The following is an 18,527-nucleotide window of genomic DNA, read 5'->3' as shown; positions in this document are numbered from 1 at the left end:
GATCCTTATGCGCCATTCTTTTTCTCGTTCGATAATTAAAGGGACAATCTTGGTCCTCCTTTTTTGTCTCTTCCTAACCGCCTGTAGTTCAGGGTCCGGTGACTCAAACACGGTCACCTTGGATACTATCGAAGCCCCTAAAAACAAAGATCTTCCCTTGATTGGCCTTTGGCGAATATCGGAAATTGTCCCAACCGGCGCCCAGAATGGGGGGAAGCTTGCTTTCAAGGAAGGCGATGCTTTTTGCTTGACTCCTCAACTGGTGGCCATCAAAGATTACATCACCAACAAACCGACCTTTTCAGCCAAGTTTGTCCGTTTGGATGATTATTTAACGAGCCGTCTAATTAATCAATCCGCCAAGGACCTAAAGGCAGAAGAAGCCACTATATTAATGATCCGAGACAGCGATGTTTTTTCCCTGGACTTGGTTGAACTCAGTGATGGTCGGGTTTTCTTTATCTATGATTCCACCCTCTACTTCCTGACCAAAGAAAGCAACCAGGTTCCCCAGAAAATGGTGGAGAACTATTTGAAGTTTTCTGCGGTAAAAGAGGTTAAACAACCGGGACTGGCGACGAAGAACCTCCGAATGAGCCTGGTCGGTCTTCGTGAAACGGTGGAAACTGATGATGGAGAGCCGGTCGATTCTTATTCAACCTACATGATCTTTGATGATCCGAAAAGCGAAAAACCCATCATCTCGAAAACAACGGGGCTTTTTACCGTGGATAGTGAAAACCAAGCCTACATCTTGGCTTATGAGCCTTCTCGGATCAACCCCCAAACCAACATTCGTCAGGGTAAGTTTATTTACTATTCTGCTTCAGATCCGGACAGGAAAAAAGCGGAGGTTCTCATGGATCAGAACGCCCGCCAGGTGACTTATATAGGAAATAATATGGTCTCTTTTTCCCGGAAGAATCCTGCAGCAAAAAAGGAAGCGCCACGGAGGTATGAACTCCGCCGACTGGATGACCTGGTAGTCCCCTTGTCTCTTTCGGTGAAAGACATAGCTCCTTTGAGCGAGGTCCAGGCCTTCAAGGAGCAGATTCAAACCCAGAAGTCCTTCACGGATCCCCAGGGGCTGATCAAAGATAATGATGAAGAAACGGACCTTTACAATATTGGAGTCATCCGGGAAACGGTCAACTGGTCCTTTGTCACCTCCAAGTTTTGGAAGGTGGGGGAGCGCTATGTGAGTGCCCTGATTCCCATCAACTTGACCACAGACCTTCCCATCTTCGAAACCAGCAAGAACCCGGTATCCTGGTCCAAGGTCACCACCCGTTTTACCGGGGTCCAAACCGCCTCGTCTCCTCCGGACCAAGACCTGATTTTGGTGAAAACAGAGGATGAGCTCCACTATTTTCACATTTCCCAGGGATCCCTGGATCCAAAATCCGCCGTGTCCATCCAGCTTAAGTCGGATTCTTCGGTGGTCTCCATTGCCCACTATAGTGGGGACACAGCCTCCCTCATCCGAGACCAATTCCTCCACCAGCGCCTGTCTCAACCCCAAATCATTTACAACAATTAACTACAGCTTTTGTTGTTTTTCAGAAAGTCCTCCTCCATTTGCTTGGGGGAGGGCTTTTTTTGGACCAGGACCTCCTTTTCTTTATGACTGCATTTTTTAATGGCAGCCTCCAGCTTCATGGCCGTAGAACGTGAGGAAAAGGGCCATGAGGCTGCCAGTCGGACCGGCCTCCGAGACCTGGTGTACTTAGCCCCCCGCCCCTCCTGGTGGAGGCGGATCCGGTCTTCCAGGGACCGGGCATAGCCGGTGTAGTAGGTCCCGTCAGAACATTTTAAAATATAGGTGGTATAGGTCTTTTTTTCATTCAACATCCCCGTCCTCCTTTTTGGTCTTGACCTTCATCGCCTCGAGGACCAAACTTGAAGGGAATCCCCTTCGGACCAAGGCCTGGTAGGTGCGGTTGAAGTCCTTTTGGTCGGAAAGGTCTCGCTGCCTATATTTCCGATCCAAAAGCCTTTCGATATTCTCCCGCTCAAGGTCATTGTCCAGCCCGTCTAAAGCGGGCCTAATGAAATCAGGGGAGACCCCTTTTTGCCGGAGCATGGCAAAGATTTTTCTTTTTGACCAGGACTTGGTCCGGGCCTTCTCTTGGGCGTAGCGGGCGGCATAGCGAGCATCATCCACCAGCCCCCGTTTTTCCAGCCAGGCCAGAACATCCCGACGGACGTCTTCACGGATGCCTTCTCGGATCAATTTCTGATCGATCTCGAAAGCGGTCCTCGGTTGGTAGAGGGCGTAGGCCTCCCCACGAAAGCGGGCCAGGTTTCTCTGGTCTTCCGCCTCCATGAAATCATGGGTTTCCGGAGAAATAGGGTGGCCCTTATGGAGGGCCAGCTTGATGTAGCTTTCATAAGTGAGATGGAAGATCTCCCCACTGGAGATTTGGTAGACAAACCAATTTTTCTTCTCATCGTATTCAATTTTTTCGATTTTCATGGTCATTGTCTATCCTTTCTTCTCATCTCACCGCTTGTGCTTGTTCATGGTTTACTTTATGATACACTAAAAAGACGGTTAATACGGCAGGTCCAGCGGGACAACAGATCGTTGAAACACTTTGGTCCCTAATCGGATCTTTTAAAAGGAGGAAAAGAAATGGCAGAGATTAAATATGACTTGGTGGAAAGACTGGGTGTTCTAAGCACCGATGCCAAAGGATGGACCAAGGAGCTCAATCTGGTTTCCTGGAATGAACGTCCGGCAAAATATGATATGCGGTCCTGGAACCCCGACCATACACGGATGTCCAAAGGCATTACCTTCAGTGAGGAAGAAGCCCAGGTCCTCCTCAATATCCTCCAGGATGAGTTCAAGAACTAAAATAAGTAAGAAAGTAGGGAGAGGATGAAGGAGAGAGAAATTAAGATTATCGGTCATGACAAGGAAGCCCTGATTCAAGCCCTTCTGGACAAGGGGGCAAGTGACCAAGGGGAAGAAGTCCAGACCAATATTCGGATTTCTTCTTCCAGCCACCCAGTGCCCGACCATGCCTATCTCAGGTTAAGAAAGGTGGTCAAGGGGGGAGAGACCCTCCCCCTGGAATTCACCTACAAAGAGCGATTGGAAGGGGCCGGAGCCAGGATTAATGAAGAGACTACGGTTCATATCCAGCCGGAAGAAGGAGACCTCCTGCTCAGTCTCCTCGACCAATTGGGCTATGATATCCGGGAGGAAGGCTATAAAACCCGACACACCTTCTTTTATAAAGACTTCCGGGTTGAGTTTGACCAATGGGATGCCCAAACCCTTTCTTATCCATATATTGAAGTAGAGGGGCCCTCCGTAGAAGCCTTGAACCGGTTTTTGGAGGAATTTTCCATTCCTTCCGGTCAAGTGACCACCAAATCCATCGGTGAACTCAGGGCGGAGGAGAGAAAGAAAGACCCCCGTCTATAACCCCATTTCATTGACAAGAAAGCCGGCAAATCCTATAATCAAGCTAGCAGGAGTGGACTCCTGCTCTATTTTTTAAGGAGTATATTATGGATCAACAAAAGAATATTATTACCCGCCAGGGTTATGAGGAATTGAAAAACAAGCTCAACTATCTGAAAACGGTAGAAAGACCCAAGGTTACCGAAAAAATCAAGGTGGCCAGAGGCTTTGGCGACTTGTCTGAAAATGCGGAATATGATGCTGCCAAGGAAGAGCAGGCCAAGTTGGAAGGGGAGATCCAGGAAATTGAAAGCATCCTGGAGCGGTCTGAAATCTTTGATAAGGACCCGGCGACCAACACCGGGGAGATCACCTTGGGCTCGGAAGTGGTTGTTTTGGACATGGAGTTCGATGAGGAGCTTACCATGACGATTAAAGGCGTTACTGAGGCCAACCCACGGTCCAATATCATTTCTCTGGAATCCCCCTTGGGCAAGGCCCTTCTAGGTCACCGGGAAGGAGAAACGGTCCTCGTTGAGGCGCCTGTCGGAAAGATCGAATATAAGATTTTGAAGGTGTTGAGTTAACCGCCCCGTTTCAGCTAGGGGCTAGGGTGTTTTTATGAAAGGAGCGGCCATGGCCAGGAAAGACCTTACCGATAACGAACTGATCAGGATCCGGATTGATAAGCTCAATCAATTAAAAAAAGAAAACAAAAATCCCCATGAAATCACCAAGTTTACGGTGACTGCCCATAATGATGACCTGGTGGACCGTTTTGAAGACTATGAGGGGAAAGAAGTCACCATTGCCGGTCGGATCCTGGCCAAAAGGGGACATGGTAAGATTTCCTTCATGGATGTCCAGGATGGCTTTGGTAAGATCCAAATCATCGCCCGTTTTAATGAAATGGACGATTTTTCCGTGATTGACCTTTTGGATATCGGAGACATCATCGGCGTCTCCGGCCTGGTCGTGGAGTCGGACCGGGGGGAGAAATCCATCGCAGCCAAGACCATTACCCTCCTGACCAAATCCATCCGTCCGCTCCCGGAAAAATTCCATGGTCTGAAGGATCCGGACCTCCGTTACCGCCAGCGCTATGTTGACCTAATTATGAATCCGGAAGTCAAAGACGTCTTCCTCAAGCGGTCGGTCATCATCTCCTCCATCCGTGAATTCCTGGATGGCCGAGGATTCTTGGAGGTGGAAACCCCTATCCTGAACACCATCGTCGGAGGAGCTAACGCCCGCCCCTTTATCACCCACCACAACAGCTTGGACATTGACATGTACCTCCGGATTGCCAATGAGCTCTATCTCAAGCGCCTGATTGTCGGCGGCTTTGACCGGGTCTACGAGATGGGGCGGATGTTCCGGAATGAGGGCATGGATGCCACCCATAACCCGGAATACACCGCCATGGAACTTTACCAAGCCTATACCGACTACGAGGGGATGATGGAGATCACGGAGAACATGATCGCCTATGTTTGTGAAAAGATTTATGGGACGACCAAAATCGACTACCAGGGCCGGGAAGTGGACTTCAAGCCGCCCTGGAAGCGGATTACCATGACCCAGGCTGTCAAGGAATATGCCGGAATTGACTTTTCCCAGGTCCGTGATGACCAGGAAGCCAGGGCTTTGGCGGATAAGCATGAGATCCCCTATGAAAAAACGGATGGTTGGGGCAAGATCCTCTCCCGTTTCTTTGATGAATACGCCGAGGATCAGATGGTCCAACCCACCTTTGTCTACGAGTATCCGGTGGAGATTTCTCCCTTAGCCAAGCGGTCTCCCCAGGATCCGGAGATGACGGAGCGCTTTGAAGCCTTTGTCTGCGGTTGGGAAATCGCCAATGCCTTCTCCGAACTCAATGATGCCCAAGACCAGCACCAGCGCTTCCTCCACCAGGTGGAGCTCCGGGAGAGCGGGGATGATGAGGCGGGCATGATGGATGAAGACTTTATCAACGCCTTGGAGATTGGACTTCCCCCCACAGGGGGGTTGGGAATCGGGATCGACCGGATGATCATGGTCCTGACCAACCAGTCCTCCATTCGTGACGTTCTTCTTTTCCCGACTATGAAACCCATAGGCAAAAAAGATGAGGAAAATCAAGGTTTTTAGGAGTTCGTGAATCAAAAGGACAACAAAAAGACAACATTTTTGACACGAATAATACTTGACAGTATGGAATAATAAGTTGTTAGTCTGAAAGAACCACTTGAATTTTCGTTATTGAAGTGCTTTTTATATAAAGTACTGACGCCTAAGAAAAGCGAATTCATGGTCGAAAACGCGATGTCAAAGCGGTATGAATGAATTCATACCGCTTTTTCAAATAGATAATTTAAGAGGTAAATAAAAATGAGATGGATAATAAAAATAATCTTTTTCCCAATCAGCTTCCTGCTTAGTATTCTCACTACCTTCCTGACATTCTTACTCGGAATAGGGACGGCACTGCTATATTTGCTTATGATGTTTTGCATATTTGGAGCCATTGCAGCTTTTCTACAAAAAGAAGCTACCATCGGAATAGAGGCATTGGTATTAGGATTTTTGTTAAGTCCTTATGGAATACCGATGGTCGGAGCAGCTGTTATAGCATGCCTTCAGGGAATCAATGAAGAGATAAAATCAATTTAAAAAATTTAATACAAATGGTAACCAAAGGCGATAGAAGAAAAACTATCGTCTTTTTCTTTGCAAATTTTAAGAGAGGAGGTGAAGCGATGGACTTTGACTATTTCTATAACAGAGAAGCAGAGAGATTTAATTTTCTTAAAGTACCGGAGATATTAGTTGATGGAGAAGAATTTAAGGGGTTGTCAGCAGAGGCAATTATCCTTTATTCCATGCTTCTAAAACGAACGGGAATATCTTTTAAGAATAACTGGATAGACAAAGAAAATAGAGTATTTATCTATTTTACCGTTGAAGAAATTATGAGAAGAAGAAATATCTCAAAGCCGACAGCCATAAAAACATTGGATGAGTTAGACAGTAAAAAAGGAATCGGACTGATTGAAAGAGTAAGGCTTGGACTTGGAAAACCTAATATCATTTATGTAAAAGACTTTATGAGTGTATTTCAAGCAAAAGGAAATGACTTTCAGAAGTCAAAAAACTTTACTTCAGAAGTAAAAGATGTTGACCTCAGAAGTAAAGAAAATGAACTTCAGGAAGTTAAAAATGTTAACTCTAACTATATAGAGAATAATAAGAGTAAGTATAGTAAGAGAGAATATAGTTTTTGCGAAAACGGACTTGGAACATTTCAAAATGTATTTTTAACTGATGAAGATATTTCTGATTTACAAATCAAACTAAATGCACAGCTTGATAATTACATTGAACGCTTATCTGCATATATCAAGAGTACCGGAAAGATCTATAAAGACCATAAAGCGACGATCCTTTCTTGGTTTTATAAAGATCAGGGTAAAAGCAAGCAGGCGAAAACATCAAATGTCCCGACATGGGAAGAATATAACAAAGGAGAACATTTATGAAAAGAGAATTAGAAAAAATAATGATAGAGGATGTAGAATTTGCCTATGATTCTGAAAAAGAATATATCAAAGATGGACACGCATATTGCAAAGTCTGCCACGAAAGAAAAGACGGTGATGTAATGGAATTTTTCGGAAACAAAATGATATTAAGGGTAGCTTGTAAATGCGATAGAGAAATAGAGAAACAAAGGAAACGAAGAGAAAAACAGATGGAAATTGAAAGGTTAAAAAGAACCTGCTTCAATTCCATGAGGGAGTGGTCATATACCTTTGAAAATTATCAGGGAGAAGAAAATCAAAGCCTCATGATTGCAAAGAATTTTGTAGAAGATTATGAGAAAATGAAAAAAGAAAATATCGGACTTCTCTTTTATGGCTCTGTAGGAAGCGGAAAAACCTATCTTGCCTGCTCCATTGCAAATAGCCTTATTGAACAGTATCAAATAAGTGTTAAGATTAGAAATTTTGCACAGATTATCAATGAACTTCAAAAAAGCAGCTTTGATTTTGATAAAAACGCATATATTGAATCCCTTGTAAATATTTCCGTTCTTATCTTAGATGACTTGGGAATTGAAAGGGATACAAGCTATGCTAAAGAGCAGGTATATAACATTGTCAATAGCAGGTACCTAAAACAGAAACCAACAATTTTTACAACAAATCTTTCCTACGACACAATTCAAAACTGCAAGGACAGTGTTGAATATCAAAGAATCTATTCAAGAATTATTGAAATGTGTATTCCCGTTATGGTTGTAGGTGAGGATTTCAGAAAGTTTATTCAAAGAGATAAGCTAACTCGCAATAAAGATAGATTACTGAACGGAGGTGAAAGGACTTGATCAATGAAGAAATTGCAAGAAAAACGCTCAACATGGAAGTGAGAGCTGGCAAAGTAACAGGCAAGATACTTTTGGATTTGATAAGGAAGTTACTGAAAGAATCAGAAAAAAACGGTGGACTCGAAAAGCTCGCTGGGAGTAAAGGGAATGAAGTAAAACTAAAAGATATGGTTAAAAAGGGACAGCTTGAAGAGATACCAGTAGAAGAAACAGAATTGAAGGAACTGAAAAAAGAACTGAACAGATATGGAGTTAAGTTTTCGGTAATGAAAGATAAAGAATCAGGTAAATACTCAGTGTTCTTTCAAGCAAAAGATATGAAAGTGATGGACAAAGCATTTAAGCACGCCCTTTCAGAATCAGAAAAGAAAACGGAAAGGAAAGAATCTATTCATAAAAACATTGAGAAGTTTAAGGAGATGGCTAAAAATTCTGTTTCTAAAAATAAAATCAAGAACAAGCAAAAGGAGCAGAGCCTATGATAGAGAAAATACTAAAGGACATCAAAGGCTTGTTTAAGGTGCAGGATAAGGCAAAGTTTCTAAAGCAGAACATTCCCTATCTTGCATTTTTCTATGTTGGCAATATCTTCTCTCACCATATACGAGCCTATACTGGTGGCGATGTAATAGACAAAATCTTTCAAGGGATATTAGAGCTTAACACCATGAGCTTTATTCCAAGCATTCATCTAACTGACATTCTAATAGGCATAGGAGTAGCAGCTTTAATTAAATTCATTGTCTACAGCAAAGGCAAAAATGCAAAAAAGTTCAGACAGGGAAAAGAGTATGGTTCAGCAAGATGGGTTGCATAATATTAACTGAACAGGAGTGATATATAGACACAAAAAAGGAGGATAATGCCATGATAGAATATCACAATAAAATTACAGCACTATACTCCCGCCTTTCAGTTGGTGATGAAGATAGAGACGGTGGCGAGAGTAATAGTATTGTAAATCAAAAAGCCTTTTTAGAAAGGTATGCAAGAGATAAAAAGCTGATAAACATTCGTCACTATATCGATGATGACGAAAGCGGTAGGTTCTTTGACCGTTCAGCCTATACACAGATGATAAACGATGTAGAACAAGGCAAAATCGGTATTGTCATCATGAAAGATATGACAAGATGGGGAAGAGATTATCTTCAAGTCGGAAACGCTATGGAGATATTTAGAAGAAACAATGTACGCTTTATCGCCATCAACAACGGTATAGATAGCATAGACCAAAATACATTGGAATTTGCTCCCTTTATCAACATCATGTCAGAGTGGTATGCAAGAGACATCAGCAAGAAAGTAAAGACAGGAATTAAGACCAAAGGAGCAGACGGAAAGCCTGTCGCAACAGAAGCCCCATACGGCTATATAAAAGACCCTGAGAACAAAGATTATTGGATCGTCGATAAAGAAGCTGCCGAAGTTGTAAAACTCATTTTTAGGCTATTTATGGAGGGGAAAAACAGAAATCAGATAGCTGTTTACCTGAAAGAAAAAGAAATACTAACTCCAACCTTTTATATGAAACAGCAAAACAGAGGAACAGCAAAAAACAAACCACTAAATGAAGAAAACAGATATAACTGGAACAAAGCAACTCTAACACGCATACTGAAAAGACAAGAGTATTGTGGTGATGTAGTCAATTTTAAGACCGAAAAGCATTACAGAGATAAGAGAAACCATTATGTAGATAAAAGCAAATGGCAAATAACAGAAAATGTGCATGAGCCAATAATAGATAGAACTACCTTTGAAAATGTAGAGCGTATGTTAAAAAATGCACCTGTAAAAAGACCAAACGGAGATGGAGAAATTCACGCACTTTCAGGCTTGATGTACTGTAAAGATTGCGGAACAAAAATGCACATTCGCACCATACACAAAAATGGAAGAGTACAGCATGTAACCTATTGCAGTGAATATGCCAAAGGGAAAGCAAAGCACCCCAAATGCAACTCCCCACACCGCATTGATGTAGATGAAGTTATGGAAAATATCGCAGAAGTCTTGCGAAAGATAGCACAGTATTCTTTGGAAAACAAAGCAGAATTTGAGAAACTTGTAAAAGGGAGTCTGTATAAAGAACAGACCGAAGAATTCAAGAAAAATCAAAAGCGTATGCCACAAATCACAGATCGAATGGAACAGATAGAAAGAGTGATGAATAAACTCTATGAAGATAATGCACTTGGAAATATGGATACAGAACGCTATGAACAGTTATCAAGAAAGTATGCAGAAGAATACTACACCTTAAAAGCAGAAAAAGAAGAAATCAAAGAACGCTTATCCGAATGTGAAAATGCAAACCAAAGAGCAAAGAAATTTATCAGACTTGCAGAAAGCTATTCCAACTTTGAAGAACTTACCCCTACCATTATCAATGAGTTTATCAGTAAAATCGTAGTGCATGAAAGAGATGTAAAAAGAGCAAAATATGTAGTTCAACGAATAGAGGTTTATTTTAACTATATCGGAAAATTTGAAAATGAACTTACAAAACAGATAGAGCCGACAGAACAAGAAATGCTACAGATGAGGGAAGAAATAGAAGAAGCAAAGAAAGAAAAATCACGAGCTTATCATAGGGCATATTCTAAAGCATACAGAGCCAAAAATCTTGAAAAGTGCCGAGAGTATGAGAAATTAAAAGCAAGAGAATACAGAGCAAAAAAGAAGTTACAGGCAACAACTTAAAACTAAATATCAACCAATCGCAAAATAGATTTCCTAATTACAGGAAATCTTTTTTTGTGCAAGTCGAAAGGAGGAACTAAATGGCAGAAAATACGAACACTCAAGTAAACGAAACACACGAAGAAGAACAAGAAGAATCCCAAAAGCCTGACGGCATTCTTACAAAAAAGATAAATGGAAAGACTTTTGTAACAGAGATATATTTTGACAAAAAGAGCAAGGAAACATTTCAAGATAAACTGCTCAAGGTAATACATTCTAAGGGGGAATAGTGGGGATGAGTAGGAAGTTTGGCAGTAGAAAAAATAACTAAAAAATGCTATAATATTAGTCTATATTAACAAAAAAATTGAATTTGTGAGGACGCAAAAATGTTTTTTGAAAAAATTGATAAAAATAGTTGGAAACGAAATGAGTATTTTGAACATTACTTTACGAATATACCTTGCACATACAGTATGACTGTTAAATTGGATATTACACAAATAAAAAAGAAACGAATGAAATTATACCCTGCGATGCTTTATTATCTTGCAACGATTGTAAACCGTCATTCAGAGTTTAGAACGGCAATTAATCAGGAGGGTGAACTGGGAATATATGACGAGATGATACCCAGCTATACAATATTCCATGAGGACACAGAGACATTTTCCAACCTTTGGACACCATACATACCAGATTTTGAAGCATTTTCTATGGCGTATGCGAATGATATGCAACGGTATGGAGGCAATTATGGAATGATAGGAAAACCAGATGTACCCGAAAATGTTTTTAACGTATCGATGATACCATGGTCAACCTTCGATGGCTTTAATCTGAATTTACAGAAAGGATATGATTATTTGATTCCTATTTTTACGATGGGGAAATATTACAGAGATGATGAAAAAATCATACTTCCTCTCGCTATCCAAGTGCATCATGCAGTGTGTGATGGATTTCATATCTGCCGATTTGTAAATGAACTGCAAGAATTGATAAATAATTAAATCCCAGTTTGTCTAACTAACAATTTAATAAAAACTAACACAGAAACAGTAAATCAAAAAAGGTTTACTGTTTTTCTTTACTCAAAATTAGAAAGGGAGGAAATGAGAAAATGAAGAACATAGAAGAAAAAATCTTAATGGCAGATGAAGAAATCAAGCAGTTACAAAACAAAAGAAAAAAGCTCATCAGTCAGCAGAAACAGGAAGAAAGAAAAAAGAGAGATAAAAGGATATATGAAAAAGGAGCAGTCTTTGAAAGTATCTTTACCGAAAGTAAAAATTTAACCAAAGATGAATTTTATCAGTTAATCACATCTCTAATTCGTAAAGAAGAAGCCAATATCAAAATACTAAAAATTATAGAAAGCAGAGAAGAAACAGAAAATCAAAATATAGAAAACCAAGAGGACGAAACGGACATCGAAGAATAGTCCCTTGTTTACAAGGGCGCACATATACACCTTAACAGGTGCGTGCGTTCTCCGAAGGCTCTTAGCAGAGGGCATATCAGCTAACGCTGATACAGGGGAACTACATTCCCCTACGGAAATAAATTTCCTACCCCTTGTGTACTTCCCAAAAGAAATCGGATATAAAGCTATCCGATTTTTTTAGGAAGTCTTATCTATCGCCACATCAACGTATCAGAAAAACGAAAGGAGGTTTTTGACTATGGCGATATATCATCTTTGCATAAAGATTATTTCAAGAGGCAAAGGCAAAAGTGCAGTAGCAGCTTCCGCCTATCGAAGTGGCGAAAAGATAAAAAACGAATATGACGGCATAGTCCATGACTTTACAAGAAAAGGTGGAATAGCCCATACAGAAATTCTTTTACCACAAAATGCACCACAGGAATTTTCAGATAGAGGAACATTATGGAACAGTGTTGAAAAAATAGAAAAGAGTAAAAATTCTCAACTTGCAAGAGAAATTGAAATTGCATTGCCTAAAGAATTAGACAGGGAAAAACAGATTGAACTTGTAAGGAACTATGTGAAAGAAAATTTTGTAGATGTCGGTATGTGTGCAGATATTGCCTTACATGATAAAAATGACGGAAACCCACATTGTCATATCCTATTAACCATGCGACCACTAAATGAAGATAAAACATGGGGAGCAAAATCAAAAAAGGAATATGTCCTTGATAAAAATGGCGAAAAAGTAAAACTAAAAAATGGTAATTACAAAACAAGAAAAATAAATACAACCGATTGGAACGAGCAAGACAAAGCGGAAGAGTGGAGAAAAGCATGGGCAGACATTACAAACAAATATCTTGAAGAAAATAGTATACAGGACAAAGTAGATCACCGTTCTTATCAAAGACAGGGTATAGAGCAAATCCCAACCATTCATTTAGGAGTATCAGCAACACAAATGGAGAAGAAAGGCATAGCCACAGACAGAGGAAATATCAACAGAGAAATCAAACATCAAAATTCGATTTTAAGAGAAATCTCAAGAAGAATAAAGGCATTACTAAATTGGATAAGAGGAATTGGAAAAGAAGAAAAAACAGAAAAAGAAAATACAAAATCCACCCTCCCACCCAAAGAGAACCTGTTATTCATCTTTGAAAATCTTATTCGTAAAAATGCAGATAACAACAATGCAGACTTGGAAAAATATATTGAGAGTTGTCAATTACTAAAAGAGAAAAACATCAATTCATTATCTGAACTAAAAGAAAGCATTACTAATTTACGAGATAAGAATTACAAGACCACAAGAGCCTTAAAAGATACTGAGAAAAAGATTGATGAAAAAACACAACTCATCGACCAATCAGAAAAATATTTGAAGTATAAGGACACCTACAAAGCCTATACCAAGACAAAGAAAAGCAAACAGGAAGATTTTTATAACGAGCATACAGCAGAACTTATTTTATTTGAAAGTGCAAAGAAACATCTGAAAGAGCATTTAGGAGAAAGTAAGACCTTAGCCATCAGCAAATGGAAATCAGAACTTGCTACTTTGAAGAAAGAGAAAAAGAGCCTATATAATCAAATATTAGAGATACGAGAAGAAGTAGAACAGGCAGAAAAATTTAAGGTTTGTATAGAGCAATTACAGGTACAAGAAAAGCAACTATCACAGGCAAAGCAGAACGAGTTAGACCTATAAAACTAAGTGGGAAAGTGGTATAATGAAAATAATTAGTTTCACATAACTTGCAAAATAAAATGAGAAAGGAGGGACATGGAGATGAACAAAAATGAGTTGCTTAGTGGTGTTGCAGATACTCTATATATTCCTCTTATAGCAAGAGTTTATGCGTCTGAAAAATTTCCTGATTTTTTTTATGATGAAAAAGCATTATCCTTAAAACAACATATACCCACAAACAGTATAGAAAGTAATACTACTGAATATTTTTATATGGCAAGTGTTTGCAGACAACAAACGATGGACAAAAAAATTATTAGTTTCATCGAAAAAAACAATGAATGTAATATTGTCTTTTTAGGTGCAGGATTGGAAACAGCATATAATCGCATAAAAAATGTTAAAGTTAATTTCTATCAAATCGATTTGCCGGATGTCATAATACTAAGAAAAAAAGTATTAGGAAATGCCGATAATGAAAGATTGATAGCAGGGGATATGTTTACTCTTGATTGGATAAAAGAAATAGATACTTCTTTGCCGACAATGATTGTAGTTGCAGGAGTATATCAATATTTTGATAAAGAAAAAATTGTAGATATGATTAAGGGCATGAAATCATTGATTCCTAACGGAGAATTGATATTTGACGCAACAAATTCCAAGGGATTAGAGCTTGCAAATAAATATGTAAAACAAACGGGAAATGAAGACGCACAAATGTATTTTAGCGTAGATGACCCAAAAGAATTTGCAAGCTGCACGAATACAGGGTTAGTAGAAGTTACAGGCTTTTTTGATGGAGCATTAAAGCATTGTAAGGGATTGAAATTAAAAACAAGAATATATATGTATTTTGCGGATAAGTTAAACAGAACAAAAATTATACATTTGAGTTTCTAACCCAATATCTAACTAATAAATTTTAATAAAGCTAACAGCAAAACAGTAAATCAAAAAAGGTTTACTGTTTTTTTCTTGTCTAAAAGTTAAAATTCTTTATAGAAAAAGCGTCCATAAATATAAAAAGATACTTGACAAAACGCTTCCTGGGGAACGAGAAAAGATATAGAACCGTATATGGATGAAAAGTTCCAGAACAATATCTTGCTTACACAAACAGAACGATTAACTATGAACGGCAGACCAGCTAATCCAAAGTATGCAAGAAATAAAAATGTTTTGGTTATAGGTGGTTCAGGCTCCGGAAAGACAAGATTTTATGTTAAACCGAACTTAATGCAAATGCACTCGTCATATTGCGTGACCGATCCTAAAGGAACAATAGTTCTTGAGTGTGGAAAGATGCTTGAAGATAATGGATATGAGATTAAAATTCTAAATACCATAAACTTCAAAAAGTCTATGAAGTACAATCCATTCGCGTATATCCGTTCTGAGAAAGATCTTTTAAAACTCGTTCAGACAATCATCGCAAACACTAAGGGCGAGGGAGAAAAAGCGGGTGAAGATTTTTGGGTGAAAGCTGAAAAGCTCTACTATACGGCACTTATCGGCTACATCTGGTATGAGGCTCCAAGAGAAGAAAAGAACTTTGCAACACTACTTGATATGATAGACGCTTCAGAGGTAAGAGAAGATGATGAAACCTACATGAATCCGATTGATAGACTCTTTGAAGCATTGGAAAAGAAAGAACCGACACACTTTGCGGTGAAGCAATATAAAAAGTACAAATTGGCTGCTGGAAAAACTGCCAAGTCTATTCTAATATCTTGTGGAGCAAGACTTGCTCCTTTTGACATAAGAGAGCTCAGACAACTAATGAGTGAAGATGAACTTGAGCTTGATACACTGGGAGATAGAAAGACAGCACTCTTTGTTATCATCTCCGATACAGATGATACTTTTAACTTTGTGGTATCTATTATGTATTCTCAGCTATTTAACTTGTTATGTGATAAGGCAGATGATGTGTATGGAGGAAGATTACCTGTTCATGTAAGATGTCTACTTGACGAGTTTGCAAACATCGGCTTAATTCCAAAGTTTGAAAAACTGATAGCGACAATCCGTTCCAGAGAAATATCAGCGAGTATAATTCTTCAAGCACAATCTCAGCTAAAGGCAATCTATAAAGATAATACTGACACAATTGTGGGCAACTGTGATAGTACCTTGTTTCTTGGTGGCAAGGAAAAGACCACATTAAAGGAACTCTCCGAAACACTGGGAAAAGAAACGATAGATTTATATAACACATCGGAAACAAGGAGTAATCAAAAGAGTTTTGGACTTAATTATCAAAAGACAGGTAAGGAGCTTATGAGCCAAGATGAAATTACGGTCATGGATGGCGGTAAATGTATTTTTCAGCTTCGTGGTGTCAGACCTTTTCTATCAGATAAATTCGATATTACAAAGCATAAGAACTATAAGCTACTGGAGGATTATAATAAGAAAAACTTGTTTGATATAGAAAGCTATATGAAGCGAAAAGGGAAAGCAAAATTAAATAGAGAAACAGTTATTACAAGAATGCAGTAAGTCTAAAAAAGATAGATTTGCTGCTTTTTTATTACTCAAAGTCAGGAGGTAAGATGATAAGAATACGAAGTCCCACTAAGAAAAAAGTAAATAGGATGACCATCAGCGATTGGAAAAGAAAAAATTCCGGTCGCTTTTTTTATTTAAACAAAAAGGAGAAATTTTTAATGAAGCAAGAAATGATTAACATCAATGCCAATTTATTGGCAGAGCCCACTTTTTCAAGTTTTGACAAAGAGGGAGAAACTGTTGAGGTTGCAAACTTCACGCTTGTAAAAAAGTACGGGAAAGGCAAGGAGTATATCAACTGTGCAGCTTATGGAGAAAAATCGGAGAAAGCAAAGGACTTTGAAAAAGGCGATTTGATTCATATCTTTGGCTACTTTAAGAAGCGTGAAAAAGAGGGAAAGACTTACAAAAACTTTGTAGTGAAGTCATATAACAAGATTGAAAAGAAAGAAGAAAACAAGGAGGAATAAATTATGGAATTTTTTACACAGGCAGTTAATGTATTAAAGATTTTGGTAATGGCAGTAGGTGCAGGACTTGGAGCATGGGGTGTTATCAACCTGATGGAAGGATATGGCAATGACAATCCGGGTGCAAAATCTCAAGGTATTAAGCAATTTATGGCAAAATAAGGACGGAATAACACAACAAATTCTCTAAAACAAAACACTAAATCAATGTAAGATTGAATGAAATCAATATTTATGCTATAATTAAATAAATCTAATGAAGAGAAAAAGAGGAATATTATGGCATTAAACTATAAACCATTATGGATACAGTTAGCAAAAAAAGGATTAAAGAAAACAGATGTAATAGCTATGGCAGGACTAACAACAAATGTTATGGCACAAATGGGCAAGGATAAACCAATTACATTTAAAAATTTAGAAAGAATATGTAAGGCTCTATCTTGCACTCCTAATGATATTATTAGTTTTGAAGACAATTTTAGTGAAGAGGAATAGAAAATGAGTTTAAAGACATAAGATCAAGTCAGGGATTATGCGAAATTAGTATTAGGGTTTGATGAAGTTGAAGACTTTATAGAAATTCATATAAATGAGGTGGAATAAAATTGGGGAATCTATCACAAATCAGAAGAGCTGAAATGCTTGAATACCTAAATCATCAAAAAAATTCATACAGATGATGAAAGTAGGATTGCACTTGGCAAGATTGAAACAGTCTTAACTGAGAAAAAATATGGATTAGTTTGGGAAGAAAACGAAGAAGTAGGTAAAAGTAAAAAAAGAACAATTAAGATTTTTTGGGTGGAGGTAATTCATGGATTTTGAATTTATTATGTATCATTTTTTAAGTGGATGTATTCCTGTATTTTTAGCAGTAGCTATCTATTTTGCTATTTTATATGTAGTTGAAAAAAAACAAACAAAAGGGCATATAATATTATCCTTTGTTTTCTGCTTTTATCTCACAGGGGTATTGGCGGCGACGGGTATTGCCATGAAAGGTTCATTTGCCCCAAGAATTGTTTATATTCCTTTTGTGGATATGATTAGAGGTCCAATAGAAACGTTTTTAAATGTAATTTTATTTATACCATTGGGATTTTTTCTACCATTTCTCTATAAAAAATATAATAGATTAGCAAATATAGTTTTAGCTGGATTTCTTATATCCTTATCTATTGAGTTTGTTCAGATGTTTGGTATGGGAACAACAGATATAAATGACTTGATAGCAAACACTCTTGGCACGTTTTTGGGATTTGGTATTTATAAATCATTTAGCAAAGCTGTTCCAAAATCTTGGATTAATCAGACTCAAGTTGATGGTTTTCAATGCTATTATGAACTGTTATTTTTTGGGGTAGGCTCATTAGTAATAATGCTCACTGCTCAGAGATATATTTTTAACATATTATTTGCTGCAAAGTTTTAATTAGTGGTTAGATGTAGGAGAGGTAATAACAACTACTAAAACATTCTTAAACACTTACTATTTAATAAATTTTACCGCGGCTAATGAAATATGGTAAATATATTCTATACTACTGTTTCTAAGGGCAGATCTATCTCCAACCCATTCCCGGGAACCTATGGCGATTGGTATAAAAATGATTTTGGTTATCTTTATAGCTACTAAACTTTAAAATCATAAAGTAAAAAAATTGGGGCAACAGCAAAAATGTTGTTGCCCTAATTTTTGAAAATCATCGAGGAGGAAACATGAAAAAAATTATACATTTACTTTTTTTATGCTTAATTTCAATATTTGTTTTTTTCTGTATTGAATATGTTGTATATAAATTCTTTATTCTCCACAATCCATTATATATAGTTACATTTATATTGTTTTTGGTTGTGTTTTCTTTGGATATTCATTTGTTGAATAAAATGAATTTTCCATATAAGATAATTTCCCCAGCGATTGCGTTAATAACAGT

20 protein-coding genes and 3 pseudogenes are annotated in these 18,527 nt (G+C 38.4%); 21 read left to right on the top strand and 2 right to left on the bottom strand.

What is annotated here, in order from left to right; translation table 11 throughout:
* Positions 1-7: 7 nt before the first annotated feature.
* Positions 8-1,540: a hypothetical protein gene (locus tag HGKM_RS06230; RefSeq protein WP_019134475.1), complete on the top strand. Its 1,533-nt coding sequence runs from the start codon at positions 8-10 to the stop codon at positions 1,538-1,540.
* Here HGKM_RS06230 and HGKM_RS06225 read toward each other — a convergent pair.
* Positions 1,537-1,851 (bottom strand): GIY-YIG nuclease family protein, encoded by a 315-nt coding sequence (locus HGKM_RS06225; protein WP_019134474.1) that lies wholly within the window; start codon positions 1,849-1,851, stop codon positions 1,537-1,539. The genes HGKM_RS06230 and HGKM_RS06225 overlap by 4 nt on opposite strands.
* Positions 1,841-2,482 (bottom strand): regulatory protein RecX, encoded by a 642-nt coding sequence (locus HGKM_RS06220; RefSeq protein WP_019134473.1) that lies wholly within the window; start codon positions 2,480-2,482, stop codon positions 1,841-1,843. The genes HGKM_RS06225 and HGKM_RS06220 overlap by 11 nt, the downstream gene beginning before the upstream one ends.
* Before the next feature lie 153 nt (positions 2,483-2,635).
* Here HGKM_RS06220 and HGKM_RS06215 point away from each other — a divergent pair, with 153 nt between their 5' ends.
* The 20 genes and pseudogenes from HGKM_RS06215 (at position 2,636) to HGKM_RS06120 (ending at position 18,022) form a co-directional block, all read left to right on the top strand.
* Positions 2,636-2,860 (top strand): YdbC family protein, encoded by a 225-nt coding sequence (locus HGKM_RS06215; RefSeq protein ID WP_019134472.1) that lies wholly within the window; start codon positions 2,636-2,638, stop codon positions 2,858-2,860.
* Positions 2,861-2,884: 24 nt separating this feature from the next.
* A complete protein-coding gene (locus HGKM_RS06210) occupies positions 2,885-3,436 on the top strand; it encodes a CYTH domain-containing protein (protein ID WP_019134471.1) in 552 nt (183 codons plus the stop codon).
* A gap of 86 nt (positions 3,437-3,522) precedes the next feature.
* Entirely contained in the window at positions 3,523-4,002 is a 480-nt protein-coding gene (gene greA / locus HGKM_RS06205; RefSeq protein ID WP_019134470.1) for a transcription elongation factor GreA, read from the top strand.
* Between the two features lie 49 nt (positions 4,003-4,051).
* Positions 4,052-5,548, top strand: coding sequence for a lysine--tRNA ligase (lysS, locus tag HGKM_RS06200; protein WP_034579790.1), 1,497 nt, complete (start codon positions 4,052-4,054; stop codon positions 5,546-5,548).
* A gap of 240 nt (positions 5,549-5,788) precedes the next feature.
* Positions 5,789-6,070, top strand: a complete 282-nt coding sequence (locus HGKM_RS06195; protein ID WP_019134468.1) for a CD1845 family protein — start codon at positions 5,789-5,791, stop codon at positions 6,068-6,070.
* An 86-nt stretch (positions 6,071-6,156) separates the two neighbouring features.
* The gene (locus HGKM_RS06190) at positions 6,157-6,936 is read left to right on the top strand and encodes a replication initiator protein A (RefSeq protein WP_019134467.1); all 780 of its coding nucleotides are present in this window, start codon (positions 6,157-6,159) and stop codon (positions 6,934-6,936) included.
* Complete coding sequence (locus tag HGKM_RS06185; protein ID WP_019134466.1) at positions 6,933-7,784, top strand: ATP-binding protein; 852 nt, start codon at positions 6,933-6,935, stop codon at positions 7,782-7,784. The genes HGKM_RS06190 and HGKM_RS06185 overlap by 4 nt, the downstream gene beginning before the upstream one ends.
* On the top strand, positions 7,781-8,266 hold the full coding sequence (locus tag HGKM_RS06180; protein ID WP_019134465.1) for a PcfB family protein: 486 nt from the start codon (positions 7,781-7,783) through the stop codon (positions 8,264-8,266). The genes HGKM_RS06185 and HGKM_RS06180 overlap by 4 nt, the downstream gene beginning before the upstream one ends.
* Positions 8,263-8,592, top strand: a pseudogene (locus tag HGKM_RS06175) (VirD4-like conjugal transfer protein, CD1115 family); the annotation flags it as partial. The gene HGKM_RS06180 and the pseudogene HGKM_RS06175, both read left to right, overlap by 4 nt.
* Positions 8,593-8,651: 59 nt before the next feature.
* Positions 8,652-10,490 (top strand): recombinase family protein, encoded by a 1,839-nt coding sequence (locus HGKM_RS06170; protein ID WP_019134463.1) that lies wholly within the window; start codon positions 8,652-8,654, stop codon positions 10,488-10,490.
* An 80-nt stretch (positions 10,491-10,570) separates the two neighbouring features.
* Entirely contained in the window at positions 10,571-10,762 is a 192-nt protein-coding gene (locus HGKM_RS06165) for a transposon-encoded TnpW family protein (protein WP_019134462.1), read from the top strand.
* Positions 10,763-10,861: 99 nt separating this feature from the next.
* A complete protein-coding gene (gene catA, locus HGKM_RS06160) occupies positions 10,862-11,485 on the top strand; it encodes a type A chloramphenicol O-acetyltransferase (RefSeq protein WP_019134461.1) in 624 nt (207 codons plus the stop codon).
* Positions 11,486-11,595: 110 nt separating this feature from the next.
* Entirely contained in the window at positions 11,596-11,916 is a 321-nt protein-coding gene (locus HGKM_RS06155; RefSeq protein ID WP_019134460.1) for a DUF3847 domain-containing protein, read from the top strand.
* A 241-nt stretch (positions 11,917-12,157) separates the two neighbouring features.
* Positions 12,158-13,618 carry a MobQ family relaxase gene (gene mobQ, locus HGKM_RS06150; RefSeq protein WP_019134459.1) on the top strand — a complete coding sequence of 487 codons (1,461 nt, stop codon included), beginning with the start codon at positions 12,158-12,160 and terminating at the stop codon, positions 13,616-13,618.
* An 81-nt stretch (positions 13,619-13,699) separates the two neighbouring features.
* The gene (locus HGKM_RS06145) at positions 13,700-14,503 is read left to right on the top strand and encodes a class I SAM-dependent methyltransferase (RefSeq protein WP_034579787.1); all 804 of its coding nucleotides are present in this window, start codon (positions 13,700-13,702) and stop codon (positions 14,501-14,503) included.
* Between the two features lie 138 nt (positions 14,504-14,641).
* Positions 14,642-16,108: pseudogene (locus HGKM_RS06140) on the top strand (VirD4-like conjugal transfer protein, CD1115 family); the annotation flags it as partial.
* Positions 16,109-16,275: 167 nt separating this feature from the next.
* A complete protein-coding gene (locus HGKM_RS06135) occupies positions 16,276-16,587 on the top strand; it encodes a single-stranded DNA-binding protein (RefSeq protein ID WP_034579782.1) in 312 nt (103 codons plus the stop codon).
* Positions 16,588-16,590: 3 nt separating this feature from the next.
* Positions 16,591-16,743, top strand: a pseudogene (locus tag HGKM_RS06130) (Maff2 family mobile element protein); the annotation flags it as partial.
* Between the two features lie 123 nt (positions 16,744-16,866).
* Entirely contained in the window at positions 16,867-17,085 is a 219-nt protein-coding gene (locus HGKM_RS06125) for a helix-turn-helix domain-containing protein (protein WP_004829719.1), read from the top strand.
* A gap of 319 nt (positions 17,086-17,404) precedes the next feature.
* Positions 17,405-18,022: a VanZ family protein gene (locus HGKM_RS06120; RefSeq protein WP_019134455.1), complete on the top strand. Its 618-nt coding sequence runs from the start codon at positions 17,405-17,407 to the stop codon at positions 18,020-18,022.
* Positions 18,023-18,527: the final 505 nt, after the last annotated feature.

Source organism: Kallipyga massiliensis ph2 (genome assembly GCF_000311985.1).
In the GTDB taxonomy this organism is placed as follows: Bacteria; Bacillota; Clostridia; order Tissierellales; family Peptoniphilaceae; genus Kallipyga; species Kallipyga massiliensis.
Note: the sequence above shows the minus strand (reverse complement) of the source record. Positions and strands in the feature narration are given on the sequence as shown.